Genomic DNA, 23,042 nt, shown 5'->3' on the forward strand with positions numbered 1-23,042 from the left:
ATCAGGAACCCATCGTGACGCGTGGCGTGGCCTGCACTGTCTGGCCCACACGCTCGACCAACAAAGCCATTTCGTAGCCGACCTGTCCGATATCGCAGGACGTGTTGGTCAGCACCGCGAGGTAAGAGCCGTCACCGACCGCCATGAGCAGCAGGTACCCGTGCTCCATCTCGACAACCGACTGCAGCACGGTGCCGCCCTCGAACAGGTTCGAGACGCCGACCGAGAGGCTGGCGAGCCCGGCGGTCACCGCCGAGAGCTGCTCGGCACGGTCGACGGGCAGCTGTGCGCTCGCGGCCATGAGTAGGCCGTCAGCCGAAACCAGGACGGCGTGGGCTACGCCCGGAACCTCGTTGGCGAAGTTCGAAACCAGCCAATCCAGCTGACGATTCGTACCACCTAGATCGGGGTTCATCGGTCTCCTTTGTCTCCGGTAAGGGGTGCTTTCATTGCGCGGCCATCCCGGACGCCCTGCTGGTGACGACTCAAGCTTGACCTGATCAGTTCGGGATCGCGACGGGGTGCGCGTTCCCTGGCGGCACCGGTGACACCGCCGGGGACAAGCCTCCCGCCCGGATCGCGTTGCGGCAACCCGGCAGCGGTCTTTTTCTCGGCTTGGGCCTCGGCTGCCCGGCGGGCCGCCGACCACCCTTCGTCACCCGGTGATTCGAAGGCGGCGGCCACCTGGGACCGGTCCGGATTCGGATCCGACAGCCACGCCGACATCATTTCGGCGAAGATCGGGCTGTCCATTGTTGATCCGGTCTCGACCGCGGGTTGCAGCCGGGTCTGGAAGAACGAGGCGGCCTTGGCCGGATCCGAACGCATGCTGTGCTTGCCGGGATCGCGTACGGGCGCCTGGGCGTCGGATCCGCCCGAGGACAGCGCACTGTCGGCGACATCGGCGGAGCCGCGATCGGCAGCCGAGGGCAGTCCGACCGACCGCTGCGGGAGCTCCGTGGAGCGCTGCGGCAATTCCGTGGAACGCGACGGCAGTTCGGTCGAGCGCGAGGGCAGTTCGGTCGACGCGGCCTCGCGGCGCGGCAGGCTGCCACCGAGCGGCGAGGCGCCCGGCTCGCGCTGCGGCAAACCGAGCGGCGACGCACCCGGCTGACGCTGCGGCAGACCACCCGGCTCACGTTGCGGCAGACCGCCCGCGGCAGCCTCACGCTGCGGCAAACCACCGGGCTCACGCTGCGGCAAGCCACCTGCCGCGGCCTCACGCTGCGGCAGACCACCGAGCTCACGTTGCGGCAGACCGCCCGCGGCAGCCTCACGCTGCGGCAAACCGCCCGGCTCCCGCGGCGGCAGGCTGGTCGGGGAACGCTGCGGCAGGCCGCTGGCGGCGGGCCGCTGCGGCACCGGCGCGGCACCGGGCTCGCGCTGGGGCAGCGCGGATTCTCGCTGTGGCGCGGACGGATTCGCCCGCGGCGGCTGCACGGTGGCGCCCTTGACGGTGGGCCCGTTCACGCCGGGTTCCCGTTGCGGCAGGCCGCCAGGGGTGACCGGGTTCGCGGGCCGCTGCGGCAGACCGGCATCCGGCTGACGCGTGGGTGCGCCGTTGGTACCGGGCTGCCGCTGGGGCAGGCCGCCGGCCGTGGGCTGTGGCGCGCCGTTGCCGCCCGGTTGACGCTGCGGCAGACCGCCGCTGGTGTCGCGCGGCGGTAAACCTCCGGCGGCGCTGGCCGCGGCCGGATCGGCGGTCCCCGGCTGGCGCGGCGGCGGACCGCCGGCAAGGTTGCGCTTGGGCAGGCTGGCGGCGGCGAGTTTGCCGCGCTGCGGACCGTTCTGGGCCTGACCCGGTGCGGGACGCAGGGTCGGGCCGGACTGCGCGCCTTCCTGGCGCATACCGGCCGCGGCCGCGGCCGAGCCCGGCTGCCGTTGCGGCAGACCGCCGCCGGCGGCGGGGCTGCTCGGGGTGACCGGCGTACTCGGGGTGCTCGGTTCCGGGGTCGGCGCCTGAATCGGGCCGCTCACACCGGGATCCACCGTCACCATGACATTGCCCTGCGGCGTCCGGGTGACCGAGCGCATCTGCATCGACGACGGATTCGATGGGCGTGGCCGTTCGGCGGCGGCGGGAGCCGCCGGGGTCGTGGTTTGCTGGACGCTTGCTTTGCCGTGCACGATCAGGCCTACCGGAACATGCACGGTGACCGTTACACCCGGATCGCGTGCGGTATCGAAGGTCGGGCGCAGCCGCACCGTCAACCCGTGACGTTCGGCCAACCGGCCGACCACGAAGAGGCCCATGTGGCGGGCGGTATCGGGACCCGGCTCCGCGGTCTGCTCCAGCCGCCGGTTGATCTCGACCATTTCGGTCGGCGGCATACCGATGCCGCGATCGGCGACCTCGATCAGCAACCCCTGATCGTGGGCTTGGGCGAAGGTGAACTTCACGTCCGTCTCCGGCGGCGAGGCACGCAGCGCGTTGTCCAGCAGCTCGGCAAAGAGGTGGGCCAGGTCGGAGGCGGCGGGCTCGATCAGCGAACCGCGCGGCGTCGCACCCAGTTTCACGCGCTCGTAGTCCTCGACCTCGGAGATCGCGGCACGCAGCACGTCGGCGATCTCGACCGGGGCGGACTTGGCGCGGCGCTGTTTGGTACCGGCCAGAATCAGCAGGTTGTCGCCGTTACGGCGCATGCGGGCGGCGAGATGGTCCAGGCGGAAGAGGTTCTCGAGCAGGCGCGGGTCCTTCTCGTCGTACTCCATCGCCTCGATCAGGCTGAGCTGATGGTCGACCAGCGACTTGGAACGCCGCGCCAGCGTCTCGAACATGTCGTTGACCTGCGAACGCATCTGCGCCTGGTCGCTGGCCAGACGCAGCGCCTGGCCGTGGATATCGTCGACGGCGCGGGCGAGCTGGCCGATCTCCTCGGCGCTGCGCACCGGCATCGGCTCCAGCGGCACGTCTTCCGGCGCGGCGCCGTTACGCAGCTGGGCGACCTCGTGCGGCAGGTCGCTCTCGGCGACGCGCAGGGCGGCCAGGCGCAGGCGGTGCAGCGGCACGATCATCGAGCGGGCGACGAACACGGCCAGCAGCAGCGCCGCGAGAATCGTGGCGAGCACGACCGCGGTGTAGGTCCAGGCGTCGGTGTTGGCTTTGGAGGACAGTCGCGCCATGGCGGCGTCGATGTCGACGGTGGCCTTGGAGATGATCCGGTCGTAGACGTCCAGGCTGGTCGTCATCGAGTTCTTCAGATCGCCGATCGGGAGCTTGCCCATCGCGACCTCGGGGCTGCTCACCAGCGACACCCGGGTGTCGACACCGGCGCGCAGATCGGCGATGGCCGGATCGCCATCGGGGAAGCGGTGCGCGAGCATGTTGAGCAGCTGCCGCTCGGTGCTGGCGCTGGTGTAGAAGTTGGCCAGACCGGTTTCCTGCGAGCCCTTGATGACCTCGCTGAACGCGGCCAGTTCGGGCAGCAGGGTGCCGCGGGTGTTGATCGAATCGACAAGGCGCAGCTTCGCGGCATCCATGGCCGGGTCGCTGACCTGCGAGACCGCGGTCTCCAGAATGGTGACCGACTCGTTGGTCGCCTTGTCGATCTGGGCTAGGGCCTCGGCGGTATTCGGTATCGGCGCCTTGCCCTGTGCCCGGGTGGCCTTGGCCTGGGTGATCATGCTCTCGAAGGCGGCCCGCGCCTTCGGCAGATTGTCCAGATCACTGAGCGAGCTCTCGGCAACGACCAGCGCTTTGTCCAGATCGGTCAGGTTCTGGTCGGTCACGATCGACGTACCCGGCGCCAGCGAGATCAACTGCGAACCCACAACGGTGTTGTAGGTCGAACGCAGCCCGGTTACCGCCGGGATGACCTCGATGTTCTCCGAAACAGCCTTGAGCCGACCGGCTTCGGAGAACTCTGAGGTAATCCTCGACACGCCGAGCCCGACCGCGACCGCCAGTGGCACGGCGAGGACCGCCGTAACCTTCCAGCGCAGGTCCCAATTGCCAAGCGCCCAGCGCTTCTTGCCGGACCTAGCGGCGTCACGCATCTCCCACTCACTTTCCAAACTGGCCCCAACCATGCGCCATCACATGCTGGCTCGACAGGCGAAGCTGGCCGAGAACTGCGGCTGGCCGAGAAATTGCGTCTATGACGGCCGAAATAAGTGACATCAGATTCTAACGGATCAATAACTTCTTGGGTGACTCCGAGGTGGACTACGGGCCTTGACCTGCCCGTTCCAGGCAAAAGCAAAGGTCACGACACCCACCCGGGCGTCGCGTGAAGTCTGCCACAATCATCCAGATCTATCGAGGCGGGTATCGAGGCGAGGGCTAGGGAGTCACAGGAGTGGGTGCGCAGCACGACTACCGACCGGTCTATCAGACCAGCTTGGTGGATCCCGACGAGTTCTGGACCGGCGCCGCCGAGGCGATCGACTGGGATGTGCCCCCCACGCAAATCGTCGACGCCGCAGCGCGACCCGTGCCCCGCTGGTTTCCGGATGCTCGCCTCAACACCTCCTACAACGCGCTCGACCGGCATGTGCACGGCGAGAACGACAACCGAGCCAACCAGCCCGCCCTAATATACGACTCGGCTATGACCAATACCAGGGGTCAGTACACCTACGCCCAATTGCTGGACGCGGTGGCCGAATTCGCGGGCGCGATGGTCCGGCTCGGCGTGGGCGCGGGCGATCGTGTGGTCATCTACCTGCCGATGATCCCCGAGGCCGTGATCGCCATGCTGGCGTGCGCGCGCATCGGCGCGGTGCACTCGGTGGTCTTCGGCGGCTTCGCCGCACCGGAACTCGCGGCCCGCATCGACGATGCCGAGCCGGTGCTCATCATCACAGCCTCGGGCGGTCTGGAACCGGGCCGCAAGATCGACTATCCGCCGATCGTGCTGCAGGCGCTCGACCTCGCCCGCACCTCCGCGCCCCGGCACGTGATCGTCAAACAGCGGCCGCAGTTCCAGACCATCAAGTTCGCCGAGGAGCAGGCCGCGACCGACTCGCTGCCGAGCAGCGCCGCGACCGTCGCGGTGCGCTGGCTGGACTGGGACGACGCGGTGCACGACGCTCCGCACGCCGACCCGGTGTCCGTGGCCGCGACCGATCCGCTCTACATCCTCTACACCTCCGGGACCACCGGGAAACCCAAGGGCGTGGTGCGCGACAACGGCGGGCACGCGGTGGCATTGGCCTGGTCCATGCGCAATATCTACGACGTGGGCCCGGGCGAAGTCATGTGGGCCGCCTCCGATGTCGGCTGGGTGGTCGGGCACTCCTACATCGTCTACGCGCCGCTGCTGGTGGGCGCGACCACGCTGCTCTACGAAGGTAAGCCGGTCGGCACACCCGACGCGGGCGCCTTCTGGCGGGTCGTCGAGCAACATCAGGTGCGGGTACTGTTCACCGCCCCGACCGCGCTGCGCGCCATCCGCAAGGCCGACGCCGAGGCCACGCTGGCGCACCGCTACGACCTGTCCTCACTGCGCGCGCTGTTCTGCGCGGGCGAGCGGCTGGATCCGGCCACCTACGAGTGGGCGACCCACACGCTGCTCGATACCCGCCCCGACTGCCCGGTGGTCGATCACTGGTGGCAGACCGAGACCGGCTGGCCGATCTGCGCCAACCCGCTCGGCCTGCAACAACTTCCGATCAAGCCCGGCTCGGCGTCGGTGCCGGTGCCCGGCTATCGCCTGCGGGTGCTCGACGCCGAGGGCAATCCGGTGCCGCCCGGGGTCGAAGGCAATATCGTGGTCGGCCTGCCGATGCCGCCCGGCACCCTGACCGGGCTGTGGCAGGCCGACGAGCGGTTCGTCCGCTCCTATCTGTCCGCGTTCCCCGGGCACTACCTGACCGGGGACTCCGGCTATTTCGACGAGGACGGCTATCTATTCGTCCTCGGCCGCAGCGACGACGTGATCAATATGGCGGGGCACCGCCTGTCCGCGGGCAGTATCGAGGCCGCCATCGCCGGGCATCCCGCGATCGCCGAATGCGCGGTGGTCGGGCTGCCGGACGAGCTCAAGGGCCAGCGGCCGATCGCGTATGTGGTGCTCAAAGAGGGTGTTTCGATCGATCCCGAGCGGCTGCGGGCGGAGCTGACCCAGCGGGTGCGCGAACAGGTCGGCGCGATCGCGCAACTGGCCGACGCGGTGATCGTCGCGGGATTGCCCAAGACCCGCTCGGGCAAGATCCTGCGCAAGACGATCCGGCAGATCAGCCAGGGTGACGACTACGAGATCCCCTCGACCATCGAGGACGCCTCGGTGCTGGTCGCGCTGGCCGATCAGGTCATCACCACCCGGGCCGACACCGGTGAGTTCCCGCGCCTGACCCCGTGACGAAACCCGCTCTACTTAGAGGTTTCTCATCCGGCACTAAGACATGGGCCAGAGCGGGGTAATAGCGTCGAGGGCGTATCGGCAACCCCTCGAAAATCGGGAGTGACTCCATGATCCGTTTCCCTGCTCGCCCCACCATCGCCCTGCTCGCCGGCGGCGCGGGGGCCATCGCCGTGCTGCTCGCGCCGGGCGTGGCGAACGCGGGCCCGATGGAATTGGCGGCGCCGCTGCTGAATTCGGACTGCTCCTTCGCGCAGGTGGATGCCGCCCTGCACGCCAAGGCTCCGGCGCTGGCCAACATCCTCGACAACAATCCCGAGCAGAAGGCCGAGCTGAAGGCCAAGTTCGATCTGCCGGTCGAGCAGCGCCGCGCCGAATTCCAGCGCATCCTCGACGAGAACCCCGATGCCGCCGCGCAGGCGCAGAACGATCCGCGCGCCGCGGGCCTGGCGAACACCATCGCCGAGGTCGCCGCCGTCTGCCACACCTACTGAGCCGGTGAGCGTCACCTTGACCGATCCGGCCGAGTTGGCGCGGCACAATGACTCTGTGACGGCAAATCCGACGGTGCTTGTGGTCGATGACGACGAGGACGTGCTCGCCTCGGTCGAGCGCGGATTGCGGCTGTCCGGGTTCCGGGTGCTGGTGGCCCGGGACGGGGCGGCCGCGCTGCGCAGTGTCAGCGAACACGCGCCCGACGCGATCGTTCTCGACATGAACATGCCGGTGCTCGACGGCGCCGGCGTGGTCACCGCCCTGCGCGCCATGGGCAACGAGGTGCCGATCTGTGTGCTCAGCGCCCGCGCCTCGGTGGACGACCGGATCGCGGGGCTGGAGTCGGGCGCCGACGACTATCTGGTCAAGCCGTTCGTGCTGGCCGAACTGGTGGCCCGGATCCGGGCGCTGCTGCGGCGGCGCTCGGACACCCCGCTGCCGGAGACGCCGGGCGCGATCACGGTCGGCCCGCTCGAGGTGGACGAGGCCGGCTATCGGGCGCTGCTGCACGGGCACGAGATCGAGCTCACCAAAAGGGAATTCGAGCTGTTGTCGACGCTGGCCCGCAATGCGGGCGTGGTGCTGAGCCGGGAGCGGCTGCTGGAACTGGTGTGGGGCTACGACTTCGCGGCCGACACCAATGTGGTCGACGTGTTCGTCGGTTATCTGCGACGCAAACTCGAAACCCACGACACCCCGAGGCTGTTGCACACGATTCGCGGTGTCGGGTTCGTGCTGCGGCCGCCGAAATGAGGGCTTTCTCGCTGCGTACCCGGGTCGCGGGCGCGGCGGCGATGGGCGCGATTCTGATCGTTACCCTGTTGAGCCTGATCAGCATTCGCGCGATCGAGCTCAACAATGTGCGCGAGAGCGACCAGCAGTTGCGGCTGGCATCGCATCTGGTACTGATCGACCCGGTGGTCGCGGTCCGGCTGATCGGGGTGACCGGGTTGAACAACGACATCGCCGTCACCGTCCGCGACAACGGCACGGTCACCGCCAGCAGTCAGATCCAATTACCCCAGGCGCCAACGGGTTTCCGCACCGTGGTGGTGCGCGGCGGCAACTATCGGATTCTCACCACCACCGAGAAGCAGATTCCCGGCCGGGTGGTGACCCTGGGCATTCCTGCCGACGAGGCCGCGCGGGCGACCGCCGAACAGCGCCAGTGGGTGCTGGCGGGCGCGCTGCTGGCGATCGCCGCGGCCGCGGCGCTGGGCTGGCTGTTCGCCGGTCGCGCGGTGCGCCCGATCGTGCGCCTGACCCGCCAGGTCGCGGGCCGCAGCGGTTTCGCCGATCCCGCCAATCCCCCGGTCCCCGTCGATGGTTCGGGCGTACGGGAGGCCCAGCAGCTGGCCGACGCGGTGAACACGATGCTGGGCCGGGTCGACGAGGCGCAGGCCGAGACGGCGGCCGCGCTGGCCACCGCGCGCGATTTCGCGGCGGTCTCCGCGCATGAACTGCGCACGCCGCTCACCGCCATGCGCACCGACCTGGAGGTGCTGCGCACCCTGGACCTGGACGAGACGCAGCGCACCGAGATCCTGGCCGATCTACAGCGCAGCCAGGGCCGGGTTGAGGCCACGCTGGCGGCGCTGGAACGCCTGGCCAGCGGCGATCTCACCAATGAACGCGACCACGTGGACACCGATGTGGGCGATCTGTGCGACCAGGCCGCCCACGATGCCATGCGCCACTTCCCCACCCTCGAGGTCAGCATCGACACCGACGCCGAGCTCATCACCCGTGGACTGCCCGCCGGGCTGCGCCTGGCCGTGGACAATGCCCTGGCCAACTCGGTCAAACACGGGCAGGCCACGCACGCCCTGGTGTCCGCGCACCGCAGGCCCGACGGGCATATCGTGATCAGCGTCGACGACGACGGCATCGGCATACCGGCCGACGAGCGGACCGCGGTGTTCGAGCGGTTCTACCGCGGCAGCCAGGCCAGCAAGGGCGGCTCCGGCCTGGGCCTGGCACTGGTCGCGCAGCAGGCCCAATTGCACGGCGGGCACGCCTATTTCGAGGCCAGCCCGCTCGGCGGCGCCCGCCTGGTCCTGGATCTGCCCGCGCGCTGAGTAGCCGAACCTGTCGGTGGGCGGGGCTACGGTGACGGGGTGAACCGAACGGATCGGTTGTACGCGATCGTCGAGGAGTTACGGGCGGTCGCGCCGCGGCTGCGCACCGCGCGGCAGTTGGCGCAGCGGCACAGCGTCAGCCTGCGTACCATCGAGCGGGATATCGCCGCGCTGCAGCAGGCGGGCATCCCGATCTACGCCGATGTCGGCCGCCGCGGCGGGTACGCGCTGGAAAAGAGCATGTCGCTGCCGCCGCTGAATTTCACCGCGGCCGAAACCGTCGCTCTGGCAGTGGCTTTGGCCCGCAATCGGGGCGGCCCGTTCGATCACGCCGGTCGCAGCGCGCTGCACAAAGTACTGGCCGCGATGTCGGACCGCAATGCCGCCGCGGCCCGCGATCTCGCGGCCCGAGTGCGCCTGGTGGAGCCGCTGGGTACCCCGCCGGACCCGGAGCTGCCACCGGTGATCGGGCAGGCGATCGAGCGCGGACTGGTGCTGCGCATGGGCTATCTGGATCAGCACGGACGGATCAGCGAACGCGCGATCGAGCCGGTCGAGCTGGTCAACGGCCAGCGCGGCTGGTATCTCATCGCCTGGTGCCGGCTGCGCGGCGGGTTCCGGGTCTTCCGGCTGGACCGGATGCGCGATCTCACGCTCACCGATCTGCTCGCGCCGATCCGCCCGCGCGAGGGGTATCCGAGCGGCCCGTCCGATCACCAAGTTCGGGCGGTCGGATTGTGATCTGTGGAACCGCTCCGGAAACACCGACACAGGGTTGTCGCCATACGGGGTGATCGTGGTCCGGCAAGCATCACGATCCGACCGAGAGAGACAACCATGACCGACCCCGCCTTCAACACCGTCACGTGGTTCCAGATCGGCACCGACCAGCCGGAGCAGGCCCAGCAGTTCTACGGTGAGCTGTTCGGCTGGCACTTCACCGCCGACCCGGACAGCGGTGCGGCCTACGACCTGATCACCTACCCCGGTGACGCGCAGCCGCACGGCGGTATCTCGCACACCGACGACGCCGCGGACAATCACACCGTCTTCATGGTGCTGGTGCCGGATGTCGCCGCCACCATCGCGCAGTCCGAACGTCTCGGCGGCAAGGTGCTCGTGCCGCCCGTCACCACCCCCAACGGGCTGGTCTTCGCGCATCTGCGCGATGTGTCGGGCAACCGCTTCGGCGTCTTCACCCCCGCGCCGCGGCCCTGACGAACGAGCCGAGCCGGGCAATTCGAGCGGGTTCCGCTCGAATTGCCCGGCTCGACAGCCGTTCTCGGTGAATCAGCCGTGGGTGATGGCCGACCAGCCGGCGACATCCTTCGGCTGCCGCGGTCCCGGGCCGGTGTAGATGGCGGCCGGGCGCACGAGCTTGCCCAGCTGCTTCTGCTCCAGGATGTGCGCGCACCAGCCGGCGGTGCGGCCGCAGGTGAACATCGCGGGCATCATGTGTGCCGGGACCTCGGCGAAGTCCAGGATCACCGCGGCCCAGAACTCCACATTGGTCTCGATGGCGCGGTCCGGGCGACGCTCGCGCAGCTCGGCCAGCGCGGCCTGCTCCAGCGCGGCGGCGACCTCGAAACGCGGGGCGTTCAGTCGCTTGGCGGTGGCGCGCAGCACGCGGGCGCGCGGGTCCTCGGCCCGGTAGACCCGGTGGCCGAAGCCCATCAGCTTCTCCTTGCGGTCCAGGATGCCCTTGACCAATGCCCGGGCGTCACCGGACTTTTCGACGGCTTCGATCATCGGCAGCACGCGGGCCGGGGCGCCGCCGTGCAGCGGGCCGGACATGGCGCCGATCGCACCGGACAGCGAGGCCGCCACATCGGCGCCGGTGGAGGCGATGACGCGGGCAGTGAAGGTGGAGGCGTTCATACCGTGCTCGGCGGCCGAGACCCAGTAGGCGTCGATGGCCTCGGTGTGCGCCGGATCCGGGTCACCCTTCCAGCGCGTCATGAAACGCTCGGTGACGGTGGTGCACTCGTCGATCTTCTTCTGCGGCACGGCGGGCTGGTAGATGCCACGCGCGGACTGCGCGACATAGGACAGCGCCATCACCGAGGCGCGGGCCAGATTCTCCCGTGCGGTCTCGTCATCGATGTCGAGCAGCGGCTCGTAACCCCAGATCGGGGCCAGCATGGCAAGACCGGCCTGCACGTCGACACGCACGTCACCGGTGTGCACGGGCAGCGGGAAGGGCTCGGCGGGCGGCAGGCCGCGGCCGAATTCCCCGTCGACCAGCAGCGCCCACACATCACCGAAGGTCACCCGGCCACCGACCAGGTCCTCGATGTCGACGCCGCGGTAGCGCAGCGCGCCGCCGTCCTTGTCGGGCTCGGCGATGTCGGTGGTGAAGGCCACCACACCCTCGAGGCCGCTGACGAAATCATCGGGTACGGCGGTAGTCATGTTGGGACTCTCCTTGCACTACGGGTCGCATGGTGGTCACTCGTCGATGAGATGGCTCGCCGAGGCACATGCCGATCAGGAAAACGATAACTCTTTGCTACCCCGGAGTAACGTCTGGCCCATGCAGGCGGAGGACAATTTCCCCAGCGACCGCAACCCGGCCGACAACCACACCACCACCGATCTCGCCGCCATGCGCGTCGACTACGGCGTGCTGCACTTCGGCAGCGGCGAGGACACCGACCTGGACGAAACCTGGCTGGCCGGCGGCTGGGAACCCCTGCTCCGGCACTGGATCGAACAGGCCACCGCGGTCGGCATCGCCGAACCGAACGCCATGGTGCTGGCCACCGTCGCGCTGTCCGACGGCGTCGCGCGCCCGGTAGCCAGAACCGTGCTGTGCAAGGGTCTCTCGCCCGCGGGTGTGACTTTTTACACCAACTACGACTCCGCCAAGGGCACCCAGCTGACCGGGGTTCCGTTCGCCGCGGCCACCTTCCTCTGGCCCGCGCTCGGCCGCCAGGTCCATGTGCGCGGCGCGGTGGAGCGGACCTCGGCCGAGACCACCGAGCTCTACTGGCGCTCCCGTCCGCGCGATTCCCAGCTGGGGGCCTGGGCCTCGCAGCAATCCAAGCCGATCGGTTCACGCGCGGAACTGGACCGGATCCTGGCCGAGACCACCGAGCGGTTCGCCGCGATCGACGAGATCCCGGTGCCGCCACACTGGGGCGGTTACCTGCTGCGCCCCGACGAGGTCGAGTTCTGGCAGGGTCGCCGCGGACGGCTGCACAATCGGATCGTGGCGCGAATCAGCGCCGACGGCACCAGGATTCAGCGACTACAACCGTGAGCAATTCCACACTGCCACGAACCTGAACCGCTCGATACGCTCCGATCGGTGAGACTGCTCGCCGACACCACCCCGCTGCGCCATCCCGACTTCCGGCGGTTGTGGACCAGCCAGATCGTCACCGTCATCGGATCGCAGCTGGCCGTGGTCGCGGTACCGCAGCAGCTCTTCGAGATCACCGGCAGCTCGGGCTATGTGGGCCTGGCGGGCCTGTTCGGCGTGGTGCCGCTGATCCTGTTCGGCCTGTGGGGCGGCGCGCTCGCCGATGTGATGGATCGGCGCAAACTGCTGCTGATCACCACGATCGGCATCGGGCTGACCGCGCTCGCCTTCTGGGCCCAGGCCGCCGCCGGACTGAACAACGTGTGGGTGGTGCTGCTGCTGTTCGCCGTGCAGCAGGCGCTGTTCGCCGTCAACCAGCCGACCCGCAGCGCCGCCATCCCGCGCCTGCTCCCCGAGGAACAGCTGGCCTCGGCCAGCGCGCTCGGCATGACCGTGATGCAGTTCGGCGCCATCGCGGGACCGGTGCTGGCCGGGGTGCTGATTCCGTTCGTCGGACTGTCCACGCTGTATCTGATCGACGCGGTCACCCTGCTGGCCACGGTCTGGGCCGTCTGGCGGCTGCCCGCACTCCCACCGACCGGCACCGCCCGCACCGCCGGATTGCGCACGGTCCTGGACGGATTCGTGTACCTGGCGACCCAGCGCATCCTGCTCGCCTCCTTCGTGGTCGATGTGATCGCCATGGTCTTCGGCATGAGCCGGGCGCTGTACCCCGAGATCGCGCACAAGACATTCGGCGATCCGGCGAGCGGCGGAGTGGCCCTGGGCCTGCTGTTCGCGTCGATGTCGGTGGGCGCGGTGCTCGGCGGCGTCTTCTCCGGCTGGATCTCGCAGGTCCGCCGCCAGGGGCTGACGGTGCTGGTCTGCATCGCGCTGTGGGGTGTGGCCATGCTCGGTTTCGGGCTGGCCGTGGGCTTCACCGGACACGGCCTCGGAGTCACGGCCGGACTGTGGATCGCGCTGGCCTGCTCGGCCTTCGGCGGCGCGGTCGACATGGTGTCGGCGGCCCTGCGGGTGGCCATGCTGCAAACCGTCACCACCGACGAGATGCGCGGCCGGCTACAGGGCGTCTTCACCGTCATCGTCGCTGGTGGGCCTCGAATCGGTGATGTTGCACACGGTTTCGCGGCGGCGAGCCTGGGTACCGCCGTGGCGGCGGCCGGCGGCGGTGTCCTGGTCGTGGTCGGGGTAGTTCTCGCGGCCCTGGCGTTTCCGGCTTTCCTGCGTTACCGCGTGGCCGGGACACACCCGATGCGGGTGTCGGCATAACCGGCAAACCTCACGCCTTCACGGGAGGTTTGTGAGGTCGCCGGGTGGGCACCCTCGTTCTCGGGCCGCGTGGACAGCGACTAGCGTCTAGGTAATCGCACCGCCGTGCCGACCGCACTTCGATGCCGACGGTCCTAGCCTGAGAGGGATCCTTCCGTGCCCGAGAACGACCACATCAACGACGCCAAGCCGGTACTGAGCTACCCCGGCGGCGAATACCCCATGACGATCGCCCAAGCCGAAGAGGGCAACGACGGCATCGATCTGGGCAAAATGCTGGCCAGCACCGGGTACGTGACCTACGACCCCGGCTTCATGAACACCGCGTCGACCAAGTCGGCGATCACCTACATCGACGGTGAGCAGGGCATCCTGCGCTACCGCGGCTACCCGATCGAGCAGCTGGCCGACTCCTCGACCTTCATCGAGGTCAGCTACCTGCTGATCTACGGCGAGCTACCCACCCAGGCCCAGCTCGACGACTTCACCGACCGGATCCGCCGGCACACCCTGCTGCACGAGGACCTCAAGCGGTTCTTCGACGGCTTCCCGCGCAACGCGCACCCGATGCCCGTGCTGTCCTCCGCGGTCAACGCCCTTTCGGCGTACTACCAGGACTCGCTGGACCCGCGCGACCCCGAGCAGGTCGAGCTATCCACCATCCGACTATTGGCGAAGCTGCCGACCATCGCGGCCTACTCCTACAAGAAGTCGGTGGGCCAGCCCTTCCTCTACCCGGACAACTCGCTGTCGCTGGTAGAGAACTTCCTGCGCATGACCTTCGGCTTCCCCGCCGAACCGTACGAGGTCGACCCCGAGGTCGCCGCCGCACTCGACATGCTGCTGATCCTGCACGCCGATCACGAGCAGAACTGCTCCACCTCCACCGTCCGCCTGGTCGGCTCCTCCGACGCCAACCTGTTCACCTCGGTGTCCGGCGGCATCAACGCGCTGTGGGGCCCGCTGCACGGCGGCGCCAACCAGGCCGTGCTGGAGATGCTGGACGACATCAAGGCCAACGGTGGTGACGTCAAGGAATTCATCCGCAAGGTCAAGAACAAGGAAGACGGCGTGAAGCTCATGGGCTTCGGGCACCGCGTCTACCGCAACTACGACCCGCGTGCCGCGATCGCCAAAAAGCACGCCGACGCCATCCTGCGCAAACTCGGCGGCGACGATCAGCTCTTCGATATCGCCAAGGCGCTCGAGGAAGCGGCGCTCACCGACGAGTACTTCGTCGAACGCCGCCTGTACCCGAACGTCGACTTCTACACCGGCGTCATCTACCGGGCCATGGGCTTCCCGACCCGCATGTTCACCGTGCTGTTCGCCATGGGCCGGCTGCCGGGCTGGATCGCGCACTGGCGCGAGATGCACTCCGAGCCGCTGAAGATCGGCCGTCCGCGCCAGATCTACACCGGCTACGGCGAGCGCGACTACCAAGCCATCACCACCCGCTGAGTCACACCACCTCACCTATCGAAGGGATAGACCGAATGTCGAAGCCGGAGATCGAATTCCAGGCGGGCCCCGCGCCCACCGAGCTCGTGATCAAGGACATCATCGAGGGCGAGGGCACCGAAGCCGTGCCCGGCGGCACCGTCGAGGTGCACTACGTCGGTGTGGAATTCGACACCGGTGAGCAGTTCGACTCGTCCTGGGACCGTGGCGAATCCATCTCCTTCCCGCTGCGCGGCCTGATCCAGGGCTGGCAGGACGGCATCCCCGGTATGAAGGTCGGCGGCCGCCGCCAGCTGACCATCCCGCCGAAGCTGGCCTACGGCGAAGCCGGCGCCGGTCACCACCTCTCGGGCAAGACCCTGGTCTTCGTGATCGATCTGCTCGAGGCGAAGTAACCCGATCCGCACCGCGGCCCGTGTTCCCTGGGGAACACGGGCCGTTGTCGTCGAAAGCCCTAGTCCTCGCCCAGCGACGCCGCCCAGTCGACCGCCACGGTTTCGCCGTGGTCGACGGTGAAGAAGGCGACCTCCAGGTGCTGGCCCAGGTCGATCAGTCCGATGGCGTGCAGCGGGACCGGCTGGGTCAGGCGGACCCGCCAGGGCTTCGGCTCGTCCCAGGCGCGCAACTCCAGGTGCAGGCGCAGGATCGGGTCGCGGCGGGCGGTGTAGTCGGCGGCTACGGGAGCGGCGGCGAGGACGGTGCCGTCGGCGCGGCGGCCGTCGGCGAGGATCTTCGCGATACCGACACCGGTGGCCTCCGGCGAATTCGGCGGATACAGGACCAGGCGGTCCTGGTCGCCCGGGTCGACGCGACAGCCGATCACATCGCCGGGACCCATGTCCTCCAGTTCGGCCGCGCGCACGCGTTGCCGCACCCGAGCCTCGTAAGGCCGCTCACCGTCCAGTTGCACCCGCACCCAGAACGTCCACTCCGACTCCACGGCCTTGCCGGAACCACGGCGCAGGCCGAGCACGGTGGCGGTGCCCGCGGAACCGTGTAGCAGCAGCTCCCGTCGCGCGGCGTCGGAGAGAACCGAGCTCCGCCCGCCGAATGTGCGAGATCGTCTCGCGCGCAACAGCCACCCCGGATTCGCCGACGCCATGTCCATGAGCGGCTACGTTAATGCCAGTGTGGTCAGGGACACAGAGATACCACCCTTTAGTCTGTTCGCCATGACCACTGCGCTCCCGACCATTCCCGCCGACCTCAAGCCTGCCGACGGACGGTTCGGCTGCGGCCCCTCCAAGGTCCGCCCGGAACAGCTCCAGTCGCTGGTCGACACCGGCGCTTCCGTGTTCGGCACCTCGCACCGGCAGAAGCCGGTCAAGGATGTGGTGGCGCGGGTGCGCGGCGGTCTGCGCGACCTGTTCTCGCTGCCCGAGGGCTACGAGGTGGTGCTGGGCAACGGTGGCACCACGGCGTTCTGGGACGCCGCCGCCTTCGGCCTGATCCGGGAGCGTTCGCTGCACCTGACCAACGGCGAATTCTCCTCGAAGTTCGCCTCGGTGGCCAAGGGCAATCCGTTCATCGGTGATCCGATCGTGGTCAAGGCGGAGCCGGGCAGCGCGCCCGCGCCGACCTCGGACCCGTCGGCCGACCTGATCGGCTGGGCACACAACGAGACCTCCACCGGTGTCGCGATTCCGGTGCAGCGCCCCGCCGGTTCGGAGCACGCGCTGATCGCCATCGACGCCACCTCGGGCGCGGGCGGCCTGCCCGTCGACATCAACGACGCCGACGTCTACTACTTCGCGCCGCAGAAGTGCTTCGCCGCGGACGGTGGCCTGTGGGTCGCGCTGATGAGCCCCGCCGCGCTGGCGCGGGTCGAGGAGATCAAGGCGTCGAACCGCTGGACCCCGGACTTCCTGTCGTTGCCGATCGCGATCGACAACTCCACCAAGGACCAGACCTACAACACCCCGGCGCTGGCCACCCTGCTGCTGTTCGCCGACCAGATCGAGTGGCTGAACGGTAACGGCGGCCTGGACTGGGCGGTCAAGCGGACCCTGGATTCCTCGTCGCGCCTGTACAGCTGGGCCGAGGCCAGCGAGTACGCCACCCCCTACGTGGTCGATCCGGCGCACCGCTCGCAGGTGGTCGGCACCATCGACTTCGCCGAGTCGGTGGACGCGGCGCAGGTCGCGAAGGTGCTGCGCGCCAATGGGATCGTCGACACCGAGCCGTACCGCAAGCTGGGCCGTAACCAGCTGCGCATCGGCATGTTCCCGGCCATCGATCCGGAGGACGTGTCGCAGCTGACCCGCTGCATCGACTGGGTCGTGGAAAACCTCGCCTGACTCGAGCAGTAGTGCACGGTTCTTACCCACCCCGCGGGCTCCGCAAGCTCCGCCCGCTGCCATCCCCCTGGTGTTGCCCTGCGACACACCGGAATTCGACACGCCGTAGATCGAATTCCGCGCAGTCGAACAGAGCAGATTAGCGGGTGCAGCGCGTTCTGGGCCGATATTCGGCCCGCGTGTCTTGCCTCGAGAACAACAACTGTGCACTACTGTTTCGCAAGAGTGGTGGGCGGTGTCGCGAGCCGACGCGATAAGGAGGTAACGGTGCGTGAACTTCGAGTGATCGGGGTGACGCCCGACTCCACCCACATCGTGTGCATCGATACGGAATCCGGCACCAAGTTCCGGCTGCCCGCCGACGACAAGCTAAGAGCCGCGGCCCGCGGAGACCTTGCCCGATTCGGCCAGATTGAGATCGAGATGGAAGCAACTATGCGTCCCCGCGATATTCAAGCTCGTATCCGTGCCGGGGCCTCCGTAGAACAAGTCACCGAAGAATCCGGTATGCCGTCGAGCCGGGTGGAGCGTTTCGCCTACCCCGTGCTGCTGGAACGCGCCCGCGCCGCCGAACTCGCGCAGAAGGCGCATCCGGTGCGGCCCGACGGGCCCGCCGTCGAAACTCTCATCGATATCGTCACCGCCGCGTTCACCGAGCGCGGGCACACCCTCGACAATGCCGAGTGGGATGCCTGGAAGGACGAGAAGGGCTACTGGGTCGCCCAGCTCCAGTGGCAGAACGGACATTCCGAGATCGCCGCGCACTGGCGCTATCAGCCCGACGCGCACGGTGGTTCGGTCTCCCCGCTCGACGATCCCGCCGCCGACCTGGTCGATCCCGATTTCGGCCGGGCACTGCGCGGGCTGGCCACGATTCTGCCCGCCGCGGCGGAAGTCGAAGTGCCCGTGGTGGAGCCGGAGCCCCCGGTGGTCGAATCGCAGCGGCCCGCCGAGACCCGCCCGGCCACGCGCGAGGCGATGTTGCCGCCGCGTCCGGCCGCCCGGCAGACCCAGCCGGCCGTCGAGGAGTACTACGAGCCGCAGCGTGCGGTCGCGGCCGGTGGTGGCGCGGCGGCGATTCCGGCTCCCGCGACACCGGCTCCCGCGCCCACTCCGGCTGCCGCGCCTGCCGCGGCGAGCGCACCCGCTGCCGCCGCAACTCCGACCGTCACCGCCGGCGGCAACGCACCGACTGTCACCGCGGGCAGCAGCGCACCCTCGGTCGCGGCCGGCACCGGCGGTTCGACCGTCACCGCGGGCGACAGCGCTTCGACTGTGACCACGGGCGGAAATGCACCGACTGTCACCGCAGGTGGCAGCGCACCGACGAGCGCCGCTGGTGGCAGCGCCCCCACCGCGCCGAAGCCGAGCGCTCCGGAAACCCCCGAGGCCGCGGCCCCGGCCGAACCTGCTCCGGCGGAGAAGAAGCCGGCCAAACCGGCCCCCGCGAAGGCCACGCGCAACAAGCGGGGCAAAGCGCCCATGCCGTCCTGGGAGGACGTGCTGCTCGGCGTCCGCAGCTCCGGTCACTGAGCCGGTTCCCACGGGTTTACCCGCGCCCGAAAAGGTTGCTGGCGGCTATCTGAAACTGCAATTTTTGAGTCTCCCTGGCGTGTTCGCACGCCGAACCGACGGCATTGGCCGATATGTACGGGTAAATTTGATGAACAGTTCGCGGTAGCCGGGCCGTCAGCGCTGACGGTTAGAGTTGCCAACGGTTTGCTTAGCTGGTGTAACCATCGGGAGGTGCCGTTCGTGCTGTCCAAAGCCTCGACTCTCTGGTACGTCGACGCCCCCGATCCGCTGGCCGTACTGCGCGATCACCGCGACCCGGATCCGGAAGCCGCTCTGGCACTGGCCAAACAGCTGCACGCCGACCGCGACGTCCGTCCGATCATGGTCGGCACCCTGGCCGGTTGCGCGGGTCCGGCGGTCGGCGAGGTGTACATCGGCTGCTATCCCGGCGTCACCGTGCTGTGCTCCGCGCAGGCCGCACTGGTCCGCCCGACCGCGCTCTCGGAGCTGCTGATCCGCCCGCTCGCCTCCGAGCACACCTTCCTCGTCGCCTTCGACTCCGCCTACGCCTGGGGTGCGTTCGCGCATTGGGAGCGTGGCGAATTCCGCCGCTCCTTCAGTTCCACCCGGGTCAACATCCTGGAGGACGAGGGCCTGCCGCTGGTGTGGGAACGCGAATTCTGGGCGGGCGAGCATCCGGTGCGCTGGCGCGCGGGCGAACTGCCCGACCCGCAGATGCTGCCCTTCGATCCGCCCGAATTCGCCGACGCCGCGAACAGCGAGTGGCTCGGATTCCGTTACCGCGCCCCCGCGCCCGCGGGCGAGCTGACGCCCCGCGACATCGCGGTCTGCGGCTTCACGCTGTACCCGAAGGGCCAGGCGCCGGAACCGGAAACCCGGCTGTCACCGCAGGAGCCGGACCTAGCCGTGCGGCCGCAGCGCCGCAGCATCCTGCACTGGATCCGCGGACGCGACCGCGTCTCCTGACGCTCAGCCGAAGACCAACCCGGCGAACAGCGCGATCCAGGCCAGCAGTACGCCGGCCGTCAGCCCCGCCACCACCCACCTGGTGACCGGCGCGCCGCGCCAGCGCCAGGCGGTGGGCGCGGCGCCGCCCGCCGCCACCAGGTTCACCACGATCGACAGCAGCGGATGGACCTGGGCGAGCGCGTCGCCGAAGGAGTAGACCGCCGCCGCGGTCAGCAGCGCGACCAGCACCGATACCGTGATCCCGGCCGCCCACGGGGTGGGGTCGCGGTATTCGCCTGGGATCACGATGTCCTCACCCGCTCGTAGAACGCCATAGCGGCGGCCGTGGCCACATTCAGGGAATCGGTGCCGGGCGACATCGGGATCCGCGCCCGGATGTCGGTGGCCCGCATGGCTTCCTCGGTCAATCCCGGGCCCTCCGCCCCCAGCAGCAAAGCCACCCGCTCCCCCGCCATCGCGGTGGCCAGATTCACCGCCGCCGGATTCGGTGTCAGCGCGATGATCCGAAAACCTCTGTGCCGCAGTATATCCAGGCCATCCGGCCAATCCGGCACAGCCGCGAACGGCACCCGCAGTACATGACCCATCGAGACCCGCACCGCGCGGCGATACAGCGGATCGGCGCACCGGTCGCCGAACAGCACCGCGTCCGCGCCCAGCCCAGCGGCATTGCGGAACATCGAGCCGAGATTCTCGTGGTCGTTCACGCCTTCCAGCACCGCGACAGTACGCGCGTCGGCGAGCACGTCGTCCAAGCTCAGTTCCGCGGGCCGCGGCGCGACGGCGAGTACGCCCCGATTGAGGTGGAAACCCACCACTTCCGCCATCACCTCGGCGCTCGCCCGGTAGTACGGCGCGGCGACCCCGGCCAGATCCGCCGCGAGCTGCTCGTAGCGTTTGCCGACGCCGAGCAGCGCGCTCGGCGTGAACCGCGAATCCAGCATGCGTTGTACCACCACCACCCCCTCCGCGATCACCAACCCCTTCCGCCCCGGCAGGTCCGGTCTGCGGTCGGCGGAGGAGAGATCGCGGAAATCGTCGACCCGCGGGTCCGCGGGATCGTCGATATCGATCACTTCAGCCACGGGCCCTATCCTGCCGGGTCGCCTGTGCGGGGACGTACCCCGGTGGCCACGCCCCCGGAATTCAGGTGCGTGCGTGGGGTCGACATGCCATGGTCGGATGATGACGACCGAATCCGGGATCACACTTCGTTCGGCCACCACCGCGGATGCGGAGCAGATCGCGCTGCTCGCCGCGGTCTCGTTCACCTGGCCCGCCGAACCGGCCTATCGGGAGCGGTCCGCGCGACTCTTCCCGCTACAGGACGCGATCGTCGCGGTGGACGGCGACCGGGTGGTCGGGTGCACCAAATCCCGCACCATGACGCTGACCGTGCCGGGCGAGCGCACGGTCGAGGCCACCGGCATCGCGGGCGTGACAGTGTCGCCGATGTATCGGCGGCGCGGCATCCTGCGGGCCATGTACGAGGAGCAGCATCGGCGCACCGAGGCGGCCGGGCTGCCGCTGACCATCTTCACCGCCAGTCAGGGCGGCATCTACGGCCGGTTCGGCTACGGCCCGACGATCCGGGAGAACCGGATCACCGTCGACCGGCGCTTCGCCGAGTTCCGGCCGGGCACGCCGGACCCGGGCGGGGTCGAGTCGGTGCCGGTCGCGACCGCGATCGAGCCGATCAAGGCGCTCTACGACCGGCTGCGGCGGTTCACACCCGGCATGCAGGCGCGCCCGGACGCCTCCTGGGAGATCCGGTTCGGCGATCCCGAGGGCTGGCGCGGCGGCGGCACCGAACTGTTCGCGCTGCTGCACCCGGACGGCTATGTCCTCTACCGCTACCACCACCGGGACAGCGGAACCGACGTCGAGGTCGTGGAGCTGCGGACGGTGACCGCCGAGGCGCATATCGCCCTGTGGCGGGCGCTGTTCGGGCTCGAGCTCGTCGTCGGGATCGAGGCGGTGCTCGCCGAGCACGACCCGCTCCCCTACCTGCTGACCGATCTGCGGCTGGTCCGCACCCAGGCCCGCTACGACGCGCTCTGGCTGCGCTGTATGGACGTACCGGCCGCGCTGACCGCCCGGTCCTATCGCACCGATCTGGATGTCGTTCTGGCCGTGCGGGATCCGTTCCGCGAGGCGGGCGGCACCTTCGCGCTGCGCGTGCGCGACGGTGCCGCCGACTGCGCCCCGACCACCCGGACCCCGGATATCGAACTCGGCATCGACGTGCTGGGCAGCCTGTATCTCGGCGCCTATCCGGCTCGGGTGTTCGCCGCGGCCCAGCGGCTCCAGACGAAGGATCCGGCCCGGATCCAAGCCTTGGAACACGCCTTCGCCACCGACCACGACGCCGAGCTCGGCTGGCATTTCTGAAAGATCATCCCAAGCGTTCCTTCAGAATCCGGTCGTATCCTGGGCCTCATGAAGCCGATACAGCTGATTCTCAATATCCTCTGGCTCATTTTCGCCGGATTCTGGATGGCGGTCGGCTACGTGATCGCCGGTGTCATCTGCTGCGTCCTGATCATCACCATTCCCTGGGGTATCGCCTCGTTCCGGATCGCGGCCTATGCGCTGTGGCCGTTCGGGCGCAGCGCCGTGGAGAAGCCGGGCGTACGGCCGGGGTCGATGCTCGGCAACATCATCTGGTTCGTTTTCGCGGGCTGGTGGCTGGCACTGGGACACCTGCTGACCAGCATTCCGCTGTTCCTGTCGATCATCGGGATTCCGTTCGGCTGGGCGAACCTGAAGATGATTCCGCTCTCGCTGTTCCCGCTCGGCCGCGAGATCGTGGACAGCGATCAGCCGTTCGGCGCCCGATAGGGCTACTCCGACTCGGTGACGATCTGCTTCATGATGCCGACCGCCCGGGTCAGGGTGGCCAGTTGCTCGTCGGAGAGCTGCGAGAGCTGCTCGGTCATCCAGGCCTCGCGAGCGCTGGCCTCGTCATCGATCAGGGCGCGGCCCGCGTCGGACAGCGACACGATGATCTGCCGGCCATCGGTGGGGTGCGGTTTGCGCTCCACCAGCGACAGGTCGGTGAGCGAGGCGATCACCCGGGTCATCGACGGCGGCTGCACCCGTTCCTTGGCGGCTAACGCACCCGGGGTCATCGCACCGTCCCGGTGCAGGGTGGCCAGGGCGGACAGCTGGGTCAACGAGATCTGAGCATCGGCGCGGCGGCCCCGCAGATGTCGCGTCAGCCGTACCACGGCGAGCGAGAGCTCCCCGGCGAGGGCTCGAACATCCGATGGCATGGTCACAAGGGCAAACGATACGGGACCTGTGCAGG

General features: G+C 68.9%; 22 protein-coding genes. 15 read left to right on the forward strand and 7 right to left on the reverse strand.

From position 1 onward, the window contains the following. Position 1: 1 nt before the first annotated feature. Together ACFVMC_RS02835 and ACFVMC_RS02840 are read right to left on the reverse strand one after the other, a co-directional pair. On the reverse strand, positions 2-415 hold the full coding sequence (locus tag ACFVMC_RS02835) for a roadblock/LC7 domain-containing protein (RefSeq protein WP_011207200.1): 414 nt from the start codon (positions 413-415) through the stop codon (positions 2-4). Beyond that, positions 412-3,996: an ATP-binding protein gene (locus ACFVMC_RS02840; RefSeq protein ID WP_379206281.1), complete on the reverse strand. Its 3,585-nt coding sequence runs from the start codon at positions 3,994-3,996 to the stop codon at positions 412-414. Before ACFVMC_RS02840 ends, ACFVMC_RS02835 begins: the two co-directional genes overlap by 4 nt. A gap of 302 nt (positions 3,997-4,298) precedes the next feature. On the opposite strand from ACFVMC_RS02840, the gene ACFVMC_RS02845 reads away from it, so the two are divergent. The 6 genes from ACFVMC_RS02845 (at position 4,299) to ACFVMC_RS02870 (ending at position 10,093) form a co-directional block, all read left to right on the forward strand. Further along, the gene (locus ACFVMC_RS02845) at positions 4,299-6,302 is read left to right on the forward strand and encodes an AMP-binding protein (protein ID WP_379206283.1); all 2,004 of its coding nucleotides are present in this window, start codon (positions 4,299-4,301) and stop codon (positions 6,300-6,302) included. Between the two features lie 110 nt (positions 6,303-6,412). Further along, positions 6,413-6,796: a hemophore-related protein gene (locus ACFVMC_RS02850; protein WP_379206285.1), complete on the forward strand. Its 384-nt coding sequence runs from the start codon at positions 6,413-6,415 to the stop codon at positions 6,794-6,796. A 55-nt stretch (positions 6,797-6,851) separates the two neighbouring features. After that, on the forward strand, positions 6,852-7,550 hold the full coding sequence (locus ACFVMC_RS02855; RefSeq protein WP_379206286.1) for a response regulator transcription factor: 699 nt from the start codon (positions 6,852-6,854) through the stop codon (positions 7,548-7,550). After that, on the forward strand, positions 7,547-8,875 hold the full coding sequence (locus tag ACFVMC_RS02860) for a sensor histidine kinase (protein WP_379206288.1): 1,329 nt from the start codon (positions 7,547-7,549) through the stop codon (positions 8,873-8,875). The genes ACFVMC_RS02855 and ACFVMC_RS02860 overlap by 4 nt, the downstream gene beginning before the upstream one ends. Before the next feature lie 39 nt (positions 8,876-8,914). Continuing rightward, the gene (locus ACFVMC_RS02865) at positions 8,915-9,616 is read left to right on the forward strand and encodes a helix-turn-helix transcriptional regulator (protein WP_379206290.1); all 702 of its coding nucleotides are present in this window, start codon (positions 8,915-8,917) and stop codon (positions 9,614-9,616) included. A gap of 96 nt (positions 9,617-9,712) precedes the next feature. Further along, positions 9,713-10,093, forward strand: a complete 381-nt coding sequence (locus ACFVMC_RS02870; protein ID WP_379206291.1) for a VOC family protein — start codon at positions 9,713-9,715, stop codon at positions 10,091-10,093. Between the two features lie 72 nt (positions 10,094-10,165). Here the strand turns inward: ACFVMC_RS02870 and ACFVMC_RS02875 are convergent, their stop codons facing one another. Next, on the reverse strand, positions 10,166-11,287 hold the full coding sequence (locus tag ACFVMC_RS02875) for a citrate synthase 2 (RefSeq protein ID WP_379206293.1): 1,122 nt from the start codon (positions 11,285-11,287) through the stop codon (positions 10,166-10,168). Between the two features lie 121 nt (positions 11,288-11,408). Between ACFVMC_RS02875 and pdxH the strand changes: the two genes are divergently transcribed. The 4 genes from pdxH (at position 11,409) to ACFVMC_RS02895 (ending at position 15,325) form a co-directional block, all read left to right on the forward strand. Beyond that, the gene (gene pdxH / locus ACFVMC_RS02880) at positions 11,409-12,137 is read left to right on the forward strand and encodes a pyridoxamine 5'-phosphate oxidase (protein ID WP_379206294.1); all 729 of its coding nucleotides are present in this window, start codon (positions 11,409-11,411) and stop codon (positions 12,135-12,137) included. Positions 12,138-12,185: 48 nt separating this feature from the next. Further along, positions 12,186-13,469 carry an MFS transporter gene (locus ACFVMC_RS02885; protein WP_379206296.1) on the forward strand — a complete coding sequence of 428 codons (1,284 nt, stop codon included), beginning with the start codon at positions 12,186-12,188 and terminating at the stop codon, positions 13,467-13,469. Positions 13,470-13,625: 156 nt separating this feature from the next. Beyond that, a complete protein-coding gene (locus ACFVMC_RS02890) occupies positions 13,626-14,930 on the forward strand; it encodes a citrate synthase (RefSeq protein ID WP_379206297.1) in 1,305 nt (434 codons plus the stop codon). Between the two features lie 35 nt (positions 14,931-14,965). Further along, positions 14,966-15,325: an FKBP-type peptidyl-prolyl cis-trans isomerase gene (locus ACFVMC_RS02895; RefSeq protein WP_379206299.1), complete on the forward strand. Its 360-nt coding sequence runs from the start codon at positions 14,966-14,968 to the stop codon at positions 15,323-15,325. Positions 15,326-15,384: 59 nt separating this feature from the next. Here the strand turns inward: ACFVMC_RS02895 and ACFVMC_RS02900 are convergent, their stop codons facing one another. Next, complete coding sequence (locus ACFVMC_RS02900) at positions 15,385-16,038, reverse strand: hypothetical protein (RefSeq protein WP_379206301.1); 654 nt, start codon at positions 16,036-16,038, stop codon at positions 15,385-15,387. Between the two features lie 64 nt (positions 16,039-16,102). Here ACFVMC_RS02900 and serC point away from each other — a divergent pair, with 64 nt between their 5' ends. The 3 genes from serC to ACFVMC_RS02915 all read left to right on the forward strand — a co-directional run bounded on the left by serC (position 16,103) and on the right by ACFVMC_RS02915 (position 19,729). Then, on the forward strand, positions 16,103-17,227 hold the full coding sequence (gene serC / locus ACFVMC_RS02905) for a phosphoserine transaminase (RefSeq protein WP_379206302.1): 1,125 nt from the start codon (positions 16,103-16,105) through the stop codon (positions 17,225-17,227). Positions 17,228-17,494: 267 nt separating this feature from the next. After that, on the forward strand, positions 17,495-18,760 hold the full coding sequence (sepH, locus tag ACFVMC_RS02910) for a septation protein SepH (protein ID WP_379206304.1): 1,266 nt from the start codon (positions 17,495-17,497) through the stop codon (positions 18,758-18,760). A gap of 222 nt (positions 18,761-18,982) precedes the next feature. Continuing rightward, positions 18,983-19,729, forward strand: a complete 747-nt coding sequence (locus ACFVMC_RS02915; protein WP_379206306.1) for a DUF6928 family protein — start codon at positions 18,983-18,985, stop codon at positions 19,727-19,729. 3 nt (positions 19,730-19,732) lie between these two features. Here the strand turns inward: ACFVMC_RS02915 and ACFVMC_RS02920 are convergent, their stop codons facing one another. Next, positions 19,733-20,017, reverse strand: coding sequence for a DUF2537 domain-containing protein (locus ACFVMC_RS02920; RefSeq protein WP_379206307.1), 285 nt, complete (start codon positions 20,015-20,017; stop codon positions 19,733-19,735). After that, positions 20,014-20,817 (reverse strand): TrmH family RNA methyltransferase, encoded by an 804-nt coding sequence (locus ACFVMC_RS02925; protein ID WP_379206309.1) that lies wholly within the window; start codon positions 20,815-20,817, stop codon positions 20,014-20,016. The genes ACFVMC_RS02920 and ACFVMC_RS02925 overlap by 4 nt, the downstream gene beginning before the upstream one ends. Before the next feature lie 97 nt (positions 20,818-20,914). On the opposite strand from ACFVMC_RS02925, the gene ACFVMC_RS02930 reads away from it, so the two are divergent. Both ACFVMC_RS02930 and ACFVMC_RS02935 read left to right on the forward strand, forming a co-directional pair. After that, entirely contained in the window at positions 20,915-22,123 is a 1,209-nt protein-coding gene (locus ACFVMC_RS02930) for a GNAT family N-acetyltransferase (RefSeq protein ID WP_379206311.1), read from the forward strand. Positions 22,124-22,171: 48 nt separating this feature from the next. Next, positions 22,172-22,573 carry a YccF domain-containing protein gene (locus ACFVMC_RS02935; RefSeq protein WP_379206312.1) on the forward strand — a complete coding sequence of 134 codons (402 nt, stop codon included), beginning with the start codon at positions 22,172-22,174 and terminating at the stop codon, positions 22,571-22,573. A gap of 2 nt (positions 22,574-22,575) precedes the next feature. On the opposite strand, the gene ACFVMC_RS02940 is transcribed toward ACFVMC_RS02935, so the two are convergent. Beyond that, positions 22,576-23,007, reverse strand: coding sequence for a MarR family winged helix-turn-helix transcriptional regulator (locus tag ACFVMC_RS02940; RefSeq protein ID WP_379207781.1), 432 nt, complete (start codon positions 23,005-23,007; stop codon positions 22,576-22,578). Positions 23,008-23,042: the final 35 nt, after the last annotated feature.

Source organism: Nocardia sp. NPDC127579, from assembly GCF_042672005.1.
Classification (GTDB): domain Bacteria; phylum Actinomycetota; class Actinomycetes; order Mycobacteriales; family Mycobacteriaceae; genus Nocardia.